Here is an 8,794-nt window from a genome sequence, read left to right on the forward strand (position 1 = left end):
AAAAAAAACCACAACCAACACCACAATCGGCGGGCCCCGCCGAACACCCCCCGCCCCCCCCTTCCGTATGCGTACCGCGGGTCACGCCGTCTTCTGCTCGCCCGGCCCCCGGCCGCGCGCGTCGCGCGGGATCAGGGTCGGGTTGACGTTGGAGAGGACCACGTCGGCGGTGATGACGACGCGGGCGACGTCCTTGCGGGACGGGACCTCGTACATCACGCCCTGGAGGACCTCCTCCATGATGGCGCGCAGGCCGCGCGCGCCGGTCTGGCGCAGGATGGCCTGGTCGGCGATGGCCTCCAGGGCCTCGCGCTCGAAGTCCAGCTCGACACCGTCGAGTTCGAACAGGCGCTGGTACTGCTTCACCAGGGCGTTGCGCGGCTCGACCAGGATCTTCAGCAGGGCCTCGCGGTCCAGGTTGTGCACGCTGGTGATGACCGGGAGGCGGCCGATGAACTCGGGGATCATGCCGAACTTGACCAGGTCCTCGGGCATGACGTCCTCGAACTGGTCCTTGGCCTCCAGCTCCCGCTTGGAGCGGATGGTGGCGCCGAAACCGATGCCCTTGGCGCCCGCCCGGCCCTCGATGATCTTCTCCAGGCCGGCGAAGGCACCGCCCACGATGAACAGCACGTTCGTCGTGTCGATCTGGATGAACTCCTGGTGCGGGTGCTTGCGGCCGCCCTGCGGCGGGACCGAGGCGGTGGTGCCCTCCAGGATCTTCAGCAGGGCCTGCTGCACGCCCTCGCCGGAGACGTCCCGGGTGATCGACGGGTTCTCGCTCTTGCGGGCGACCTTGTCGATCTCGTCGATGTAGATGATCCCGGTCTCGGCCTTCTTGACGTCGTAGTCGGCCGCCTGGATCAGCTTGAGCAGGATGTTCTCGACGTCCTCACCGACGTACCCGGCCTCGGTCAGCGCGGTGGCGTCGGCGATGGCGAACGGGACGTTCAGCATCCGGGCCAGGGTCTGGGCCAGCAGGGTCTTGCCGGAGCCGGTGGGGCCGAGCAGCAGGATGTTGGACTTCGCCAGCTCGATGGCGTCCTCACGGCCCTGCGCGCCGCCGTTCTCGCCGGCCTGGACCCGCTTGTAGTGGTTGTACACCGCGACGGACAGGGCCTTCTTCGCGGCCTCCTGGCCGACGACGTACCCGTCCAGGAACTCGTAGATCTCGCGGGGCTTGGGCAGTTCCTCCCAGCGCACCTCGCTGGTCTCCGCGAGTTCTTCCTCGATGATCTCGTTGCAGAGATCGATGCACTCGTCGCAGATGTACACACCGGGCCCTGCGATGAGCTTCTTGACCTGCTTCTGGCTCTTGCCGCAGAACGAGCACTTGAGCAGATCGCCGCCGTCACCGATGCGTGCCACGGTGTGCTTCCCCTTCGCCTGGGAGACGACTGGACGCGATCGTCCAGCGACTCCTGGTGCTGCCTTATGTCGACGGTACCTTGCCGAGCCCCCCGTCCGGGCCCCCCTTGGCACGGTTCACTTCGACGTGACCGTGCCAAGGGGCGACGGGCGGGTGCGGTGCGCGCGTCAGCGGACCGCGGCGTTGTTCATCTTGCGGGTGGAGATGATCTGGTCGACCAGGCCGTAGGAGAGGGCCTCCTCGGCCGTGAGGATCTTGTCGCGCTCGATGTCCTCGCGGATCTTCTCGATCGGCGTGGTGGAGTGCTTGGCCAGCATGTCCTCCAGCTGCGAGCGCATCCGCAGGATCTCGTTGGCGGCGATCTCCAGGTCGGAGACCTGGCCGCGGCCGGTCTCGCTGTAGGGCTGGTGGATCAGCACCCGGGCGTTCGGCAGCGCCATGCGCTTGCCCGGCGTGCCGGCGGCCAGCAGGACCGCGGCGGCGGAGGCCGCCTGGCCCATGCAGACCGTCTGGATGTCGGGCTTCACGAACTGCATCGTGTCGTAGATCGCGGTCAGCGCCGTGAAGGAACCGCCGGGGCTGTTGATGTAGACCGAGATGTCCCGGTCGGGGTCCATCGACTCCAGGCACAGCAGCTGCGCCATGACGTCGTTGGCGGAGGCGTCGTCGATCTGGACGCCGAGGAAGATCACGCGCTCCTCGAAGAGCTTCGCGTACGGGTCGTACTCGCGGATGCCCTGGGAGGTGCGCTCCACGAAGCGCGGGATGACGTAGCGGGACTCGGCCGTCGGGCCGGTGTACTCGGCGCGCGCACGGTCGTGGAGGCCGCTGCCGGGGAAGTCGTTCACGATGTCTCCTGGAAAGGGGCTGGGCGGTCGGCCGGGGGGCTGGCTGGGCTGAGCGGCTCAGGCCCCGGTGCCGCCGCCGCCCGGCATGCCGGCGGCGTGCGTGATGACGTCGTCGATGAGGCCGTACTCCTTGGCCTCGTGGGCGTCGAACCAGCGGTCGCGGTCCGAGTCGCGGGTGATCTGCTCCACCGACTGGCCCGTGTGGTGGGAGGTCAGCTCGGCCATGCGCTTCTTGGTGTGCAGCAGCCGCTCCGCGTGGATCTTGATGTCGGAGGCCGAACCGGCCAGGCCGGCGGAGGGCTGGTGGATCAGGATCTCGGCGTTCGGCAGCGCGAAGCGCTTGCCGGGCGTGCCCGCGCTCAGCAGGAACTGGCCCATCGAGGCGGCCAGGCCCATGGCGATGGTCACCACGTCGTTCTTGATGTACTGCATGGTGTCGTAGATCGCCATGCCGGCCGTGATCGAACCGCCGGGGCTGTTGATGTAGAGGAAGATGTCCTTGTCCGGGTCGGCGGCAAGGAGCAGCAGCTGTGCGGTGATCTTGTTGGCGATGTCGTCGTCCACCGGCTGGCCGAGGAAGATGATCCGCTCGCCGAGCAGCCGGTTGTAGACCTGGTCGCCGAGGCCACCACCGATGGAGGGCTCGCCGGCGGCGGAGGGCATCAGATTCGTCACGTATCCACCTGCTCGTCTTACGACGGCGCCGGGCCGTCTCACGTGTTCTGCCGGGGCGCGGGGCCGTCCGGCCGGTTCCGGGGACTCCCCTGCCCTCGTATTCATGGACCCTAACGCGCGGGCCCCGTCGGGGAATCCCGCGAAGGCAAGTGTTCGCCGGGGGCGTAGCGCCGGGGCCCCTGGTGCGCGGGTGGCCAGGCAGCACAACGGGCCCTGGGGAATGCCCCAGGGCCCATCGTACGTACGTCTGGAGGCGACGCGCGGGGGGATCAGCCCTCGGCCTTCTCCTCGCCCTCGCCCTCGGCGGCGGCCTCGGTGGTCTCCTCCGCCTCGTCCTCGTCGTCCAGGTCGACGACCTCGCCGTTGGTGTCCTTCACGGTCGCGGCCTCGACCACGACGGCCAGGGCCTTGCCGCGGGCGACCTCGCCGACCAGCATCGGGACCTGGTTCTGCTGGACGACGGCCTGCGCGAACTGGTCGGGGGACATGCCGGAGGAGGCGGCGCGGCGCATGAGGTGCTCGGTCAGCTCCTCCTGGCTCACGTTGAGCTTCTCCTTGTTGACCAGCTCGTCCAGGACGAACTGGGTCTTGATGCCCTTGACCGCGGCCTCGCGGGTCTCGGTGTCGAACTCCTCGGCGGTCTTGCCCTGGATCTCCAGGTACTTGTCGAGGGTCAGGCCCATCTGGCCGAGCTGGTGGTGCTCCAGGTTGTGCTTGCGGGTGTTGATCTCGTCCTCAAGGAGCTTCTCGGGGACGGGGACCTCCACCAGCTCCAGGAGCTTGTCCAGGACGCGCTCCTGGGCCTGGGTGGCCTGGTCGTACTGCTTCATGTTCGCCAGGCGCTTGCGGCTGTCGGCGCGCACCTCGTCGAGGGTGTCGAACTCGGAGGCGAGCTGCGCGAAGTCGTCGTCCAGCTCGGGCAGTTCGCGGGCGGCGACCTGGGTGACCTTGACGGTGACCTCGGCCTCCTTGCCGGCCGCCGAGCCGCCCTTCAGCTCGGAGGTGAAGGTGGCCTCGCCACCGGCCTCCAGGCCCTTGACGGCGTCGTCGATGCCGTCGAGCAGCTCGCCGGAGCCGATGGTGTAGGAGACGCCGTCGGCGACGCCGTCCTCCAGAACCTCGCCGTCGACCTTGGCCCGCAGGTCCACCGTGACGACGTCGCCGTCCTCGGCGGCCCGCTCGACCGGGGAGGTGGAGGCGAAGCGCTCGCGCAGCTGCTCGACCGCCTTCTCGACGTCCTCGTCGCTGACCTCGATGGCGTCGACCTCGACCTCGATGCCGGAGTAGTCCGGGATCTCGATGGCCGGGCGGATGTCGACCTCGGCGGTGAAGTTCAGCGTCTCGCCGTCCTTCAGCTCGGTGATGTCGACCTCGGGCTGGCCCAGCGGGTTCAGCTCGGCGTCGTTGACCGCTTCGGTGTAGAACTTCGGGAGCGCGTCGTTGACGGCCTCCTCCAGCACCGCACCGCGGCCGAACCGCTGGTCGATGACCCGGGCCGGGATCTTGCCCTTGCGGAAGCCCTTCACCGTGACCTGCTGGTTGATCTTCTTGTACGCCGCGTCGAGGCTGTCCTTGAGCTCCTCGAAGGGCACCTCGACAGTGAGCCGAACCCGGGTCGGGTTCAGGGTCTCCACGGCGCTCTTCACGGTTCGGTCTCCTTGTGGCTGACTGCTTGGGTTTCGCCGGAGCCAGAGGGGGTCCGGCGGATTAGCCGCCCGGAGGAGTTCGTAGGCCCAGGAGGCCGGACACACGGGCGCGCAGCTTGCATAGTAACCGCAGCCGCTCAGCGCCCCAAAAGGCGATCACGGCGATCACATGAGGTGGCGCCGGTCGGCGGCCGGCTGGTGGTCGGGGTGGCGGGATTTGAACCCACGGCCTTCCGCTCCCAAAGCGGACGCGCTACCAAGCTGCGCCACACCCCGTCTGGTGCGACACGTAGGGTACATGCCCACGGCCGGGACGGCCGCCGCATTCCGTGAGCACCGCCCGGCGCGCCGCCGGGGCGCCGCCACGGCGAGGGGCGCGGGACGGTGTCTTGCGGCAAGGCGGCAAGGGGGTGTGCGGGGACGGCACGGGACCCGCTACGATGCCTTGTGTGCCGCGGTCACCGACTCGCGGCGCGCGTCGTGTGCGGGCGTAGCTCAATGGTAGAGCCCCAGTCTTCCAAACTGGCTACGCGGGTTCGATTCCCGTCGCCCGCTCTGTACGGCTCAGGGCCGGGCCGGAGGATCTCAGATCCTCCGGCCCGGCCCTGAGTCTTTCTCTTACCCGGCTCTTTCCCGGTCAGAAGTGGATCGTGTTGATCGTGTCCGCTATCGAGTTCATGAAGCGGTTGATCGACGGGGCCATGCCGGTGGAGGCGAGGAAGAAGCCGAAGAGCACCGCGACGATGGCCGGGCCCGCTTTGATGGAGCCCCCTCGGAGCAGCACCACCAGGATGACCGCCAACAGCAGCACCACGGACAGTGAAATGGCCACAACTGATCACACCTTCGGTTGGTCCGCTCTCCCGGCCCGGGGCGCCAACCCCACGCCCCCGCTGGAACCATCGTGCCACCAACACGGCCCGCCTATGCCGTCCCTGACGCATCATCGGTGACGGGTCCGCGCCGACGTGCCGCGACGGGCGGTCAGTCGTCCGAGGTGAGACCGAGAAGGGCGCGCATCGTGGCGTACTTCCGTGCGAGGCGTCGCGCGGTGGGCGCGTCCAGGACGGCGAGGCGGCCGGGGTCGGCGTTGTGCGCGAGATCGGCCGCTTTGACCAGGCGGGCGCCGGGGGTGGCGAGGATCCGGCGCGCGTACGCCTCGGGTTCCTCGTCCGGCCGCTTGGTCAGGGCCCGTACGACGTCCTTGGTGCGCCGGGTGAGCGGGGCGGCGTCGAGCCACCGCTCGCTCAGCGCGCCGTCCTCCAGGGCGTCGTGCAGCCAGGCGGCGGTGACGAGTTCGGCGTCCCCGCCGCGGGCGCGCACGCCGTCGGCCACGGCTCGCAGGTGCTCGGCGTAGGGGCGGCCGGCCTTGTCCGTCTGCCCGGCGTGCGCGGAGCGGGCCACGGCCTCCGCCTCGGCCGGGTCCATCACCGGTCCGGCACCGGCCGGTCGCTCCCCCGCCATGGCGGACTCCTCTCGGTTCGCGGTGCGGGCCCTGCCGGCGGACCGGGTCCGTACCGGGTGGTCAGCGCAGCGCGGCGGTGGGGCCCTCGCGGCAGATCAGCAGGAGGGCGCGGTCGTCGTTGACGTCCTTGGCGACCGCCTCGATCAGGTGCCAGGCGGCGCCGTGGAAGCCGCCGGCGACATAGCGGTCGGCCTCGCCGGTGAGGCGGTCGATGCCCTCGGCGATGTCCCGTTCGGCGGTCTCCACCAGGCCGTCGGTGAACAGCATCAGGACGTCACCGGGGCGCAGCGAGCCCTTGACCGAGTCGAACTGGGCGCCGTCGTACACGCCGAGGAGCGGCCCCTCGGCCGCCTTCTCCTCCCAGCGGCCGGTGCCGGCGCTGAGCTGGAGGCCGGGCGGGTGGCCCGCGGAGTACAGCTCGTAGTCGCCGGAGTCCAGGTCGAGGACGAGGTGGATGGAGGTCGCGAAGCCCTCCTCCCAGTCCTGGCGCAGCAGGTAGCCGTTGGCGGCGGGCAGGAAGGCGTGCGGGGGCAGGCTGCCCAGCAGGCCGCCGAACGCGCCGGACAGCAGCAGCGCCCGCGAGCCCGCGTCCATGCCCTTGCCGGACACGTCGGTGAGGACGACCTCCAGGGTGCGCCCGGCGTTGGTACGGGCCGCGACCACGAAGTCGCCGGAGAAGGACTGGCCGCCGGCCGGGCGCAGCGCCATCTCGTGGTGCCAGCCGGCCGGCAGGTGCGGCAGCTCGCTCTGCACCCGGATGCGTTCGCGCAGGTCGAAGAGCATGGTGCCGCCGCGCCGCCAGGGCACGCCGACCCGGCTGCGGAACTGGGCGATCAGCAGCCCGAAGAAACCGCAGGCGGCGACCACCAGGACCACGCCCGGGGTGACCCGGGAGGGGCCCTCGGTGTACGGCCCGAGCCGCACCGACTCCACGATCAGCGCGGTGGCCGCCGCCGCGTACAGGCCGAGCAGGCTGGCCGGGCGCAGCAGCAGGCCGCCGGCGACGATGGGCAGTACCAGCGCGGCCGGTGAGAACCACACCGAGTCGACGAGTGTGAGCGCGGCGATCAGGGGCACGGTCAGCAGCAGGCCGCCGAGCGCGACCCAGTCCGAGCCGTCGCCGCGGAAGTAGTCGACGGCGGATCGGCGCACGCCGACGCGGACCCGGTGCCACTGCATCTTCAACCGGGCCGTGAACGTCTCGGCTTCCGCGCGCCGCCCTCGTCCTGCTGCCATTAGTCCGGGACCCTATCCATCCGGGCCGCCGCTTGGCACGGGAGGTCCGACTTATCCCCCGTCCGGGGCGCGAGTTCACAGGGAACGCGCCGGTGGGACGCCGGTGGGCGCCCCTTAGAAAATTGCTCGCTCCCCCCGGCGGCGCCCTGGTAGGCATGGCGCATGGGGACTCAGCCGACGTACGGGCCGACAGTGCTGCTGCGGGACGAATGGGATAACTGGTACGACAATCTGGTCCGCGCCTTCGGGGGCCTGGCCGATCCCGGGGAACGGGAGCTGGACCGCTCGCTCACCGAGTTCGGCCGCTCGCTGGGCGTCTGGGACGCGGGGGCGTGCGTGGGCACGGCGGGGGCGTTCAGCTTCCGGCTGACCGTGCCGGGCGGCGCCTCGGTGCCGACGGCGGGCGTCACGATGGTGAGCGTGGCCGCCACGCACCGGCGGCGCGGGGTGCTGACGTCGATGATGCGGCGGCAGCTGGACGACGTGCGGTCCTGGGGTGAGCCGCTGGCGGTGCTGACCGCCTCCGAACCGGCGATCTACGGGCGGTTCGGGTACGGCGCGGCGACCTTCGGGCTGGAGGCCGAGATCGACACCGCGCGGGCCGGACTCGCCGTCCCGGCCGGCACGGACGGGATACGGCTGCGGTACGCGGCGCCCGCCGAGGTGCTGGCGGAGTGCGAGGCGGTGTACGCGCGGCTGGTGCCCACCCGGCCCGGGATGCTGGCCCGCGGGACCGGCTGGGAGCGGGTGGCGCTGGTGGACCCGGAGAGCGCGCGGGACGGGGCGTCGGCGCTGCAGTGCGTGGTCGCCGAGCGGGACGGCGAGGTCACCGGGTACGCCCGGTTCCGCACCAAGCTCGGCTGGGGGTCCGGCGGGCATGACGGCACCGTGCGGCTGGCGGGCCTGGCCGCGCTCGATCCGGCGAGCGAGGCGGCGCTGTGGCGCTTCCTGTTCGGCATCGACCTGATGTCGACGCTGCGGGTGCGGGAGCGGCCGGTCGACGACGCCTGGCAGTACCTCGTGTCCGACATCCGGCGGTGCCGGACGCGGCAGCAGGACTCGCTGTACCTGCGGCCGGTGGAGGTGGGGGCGGCGCTGGCCGCGCGCACCTACCAGGCGCCGGTGGACGTGGTACTCGACGTGGCGGACGCCTTCTGCCCGTGGAACGCGGGGCGGTGGCGGCTGAGCGGGGACGCGAAGGGCGCGGTGTGCGAGCGGACGACCGATCCGGCGGAGCTGGCGCTGTCGGTACGGGAACTGGGGGCGGCGTATCTCGGCGGCGTACCGCTGACCGCGCTGGCGGCGGCCGGGCGGGTACGGGAACTGCGCAGCGGGGCGCTGGCGGAGGCGTCGGTGGGGTTCGGCTCGGCGGTGGCACCGTGGCTGCCGCACGGGTTCTAGCGGGGTTCTAGGCGGGGCCGGGGCGGCGGCGGGGGCCGGGCGGGGCCGGGCGGCAGGGGTCGGCCCAGGCCGGGCAGCGGGATTCAGCCGGGACCGGGCGGCGGGTTCAGCCAGAGCTGGGCGGCAGGGGTCGGCCCGGGCCGGGCGGCGGGAT

The 8,794-nt window shown here is 71.1% G+C and carries 8 protein-coding genes and 2 tRNA genes; 2 read left to right on the forward strand and 8 right to left on the reverse strand.

The features are described 5' to 3' along the window. Positions 1 to 81 precede the first annotated feature (81 nt). The 5 genes from clpX to ABZ858_RS18235 form a co-directional block, all read right to left on the reverse strand. The gene (gene clpX / locus ABZ858_RS18215) at positions 82 to 1,368 is read right to left on the reverse strand and encodes an ATP-dependent Clp protease ATP-binding subunit ClpX (protein WP_361378886.1); all 1,287 of its coding nucleotides are present in this window, start codon (positions 1,366 to 1,368) and stop codon (positions 82 to 84) included. Between the two features lie 168 nt (positions 1,369 to 1,536). Then, a complete protein-coding gene (locus ABZ858_RS18220; RefSeq protein WP_361378889.1) occupies positions 1,537 to 2,217 on the reverse strand; it encodes an ATP-dependent Clp protease proteolytic subunit in 681 nt (226 codons plus the stop codon). A gap of 57 nt (positions 2,218 to 2,274) precedes the next feature. Beyond that, on the reverse strand, positions 2,275 to 2,880 hold the full coding sequence (locus ABZ858_RS18225; protein WP_360979607.1) for an ATP-dependent Clp protease proteolytic subunit: 606 nt from the start codon (positions 2,878 to 2,880) through the stop codon (positions 2,275 to 2,277). 281 nt (positions 2,881 to 3,161) lie between these two features. Then, positions 3,162 to 4,538, reverse strand: a complete 1,377-nt coding sequence (tig, locus tag ABZ858_RS18230) for a trigger factor (RefSeq protein ID WP_361378892.1) — start codon at positions 4,536 to 4,538, stop codon at positions 3,162 to 3,164. Positions 4,539 to 4,737: 199 nt separating this feature from the next. After that, positions 4,738 to 4,814 (reverse strand) — tRNA-Pro (locus ABZ858_RS18235). Between the two features lie 208 nt (positions 4,815 to 5,022). Here ABZ858_RS18235 and ABZ858_RS18240 point away from each other — a divergent pair. Beyond that, positions 5,023 to 5,093: transfer RNA gene (locus ABZ858_RS18240), tRNA-Gly, on the forward strand. A gap of 82 nt (positions 5,094 to 5,175) precedes the next feature. Here ABZ858_RS18240 and ABZ858_RS18245 read toward each other — a convergent pair. The 3 genes from ABZ858_RS18245 to ABZ858_RS18255 form a co-directional block, all read right to left on the reverse strand. Continuing rightward, positions 5,176 to 5,370, reverse strand: coding sequence for a hypothetical protein (locus tag ABZ858_RS18245; RefSeq protein WP_361378895.1), 195 nt, complete (start codon positions 5,368 to 5,370; stop codon positions 5,176 to 5,178). A 152-nt stretch (positions 5,371 to 5,522) separates the two neighbouring features. After that, positions 5,523 to 6,002: an HD domain-containing protein gene (locus tag ABZ858_RS18250; protein WP_361378898.1), complete on the reverse strand. Its 480-nt coding sequence runs from the start codon at positions 6,000 to 6,002 to the stop codon at positions 5,523 to 5,525. 61 nt (positions 6,003 to 6,063) lie between these two features. After that, on the reverse strand, positions 6,064 to 7,239 hold the full coding sequence (locus ABZ858_RS18255) for a PP2C family protein-serine/threonine phosphatase (protein WP_361378901.1): 1,176 nt from the start codon (positions 7,237 to 7,239) through the stop codon (positions 6,064 to 6,066). Positions 7,240 to 7,401: 162 nt separating this feature from the next. Between ABZ858_RS18255 and ABZ858_RS18260 the strand changes: the two genes are divergently transcribed. After that, complete coding sequence (locus ABZ858_RS18260; protein ID WP_361378904.1) at positions 7,402 to 8,640, forward strand: GNAT family N-acetyltransferase; 1,239 nt, start codon at positions 7,402 to 7,404, stop codon at positions 8,638 to 8,640. Positions 8,641 to 8,794: the final 154 nt, after the last annotated feature.

Origin of the sequence: Streptomyces sp. NPDC047017 (assembly GCF_040644175.1) — a bacterium.
Classification (GTDB): Bacteria; Actinomycetota; Actinomycetes; order Streptomycetales; family Streptomycetaceae; genus Streptomyces.

Bases quoted from the DNA above. Each gene is read 5' to 3' on its own strand.
- ABZ858_RS18250 (WP_361378898.1), bottom strand. From the start codon at position 6,002: ATGGCGGGGGAGCGACCGGCCGGTGCCGGACCGGTGATGGACCCGGCC.
- ABZ858_RS18255 (WP_361378901.1), bottom strand. From the start codon at position 7,239: ATGGCAGCAGGACGAGGGCGGCGCGCGGAAGCCGAGACGTTCACGGCC.
- ABZ858_RS18225 (WP_360979607.1), bottom strand. From the start codon at position 2,880: ATGCCCTCCGCCGCCGGCGAGCCCTCCATCGGTGGTGGCCTCGGCGAC.
- ABZ858_RS18260 (WP_361378904.1), top strand. From the start codon at position 7,402: ATGGGGACTCAGCCGACGTACGGGCCGACAGTGCTGCTGCGGGACGAA.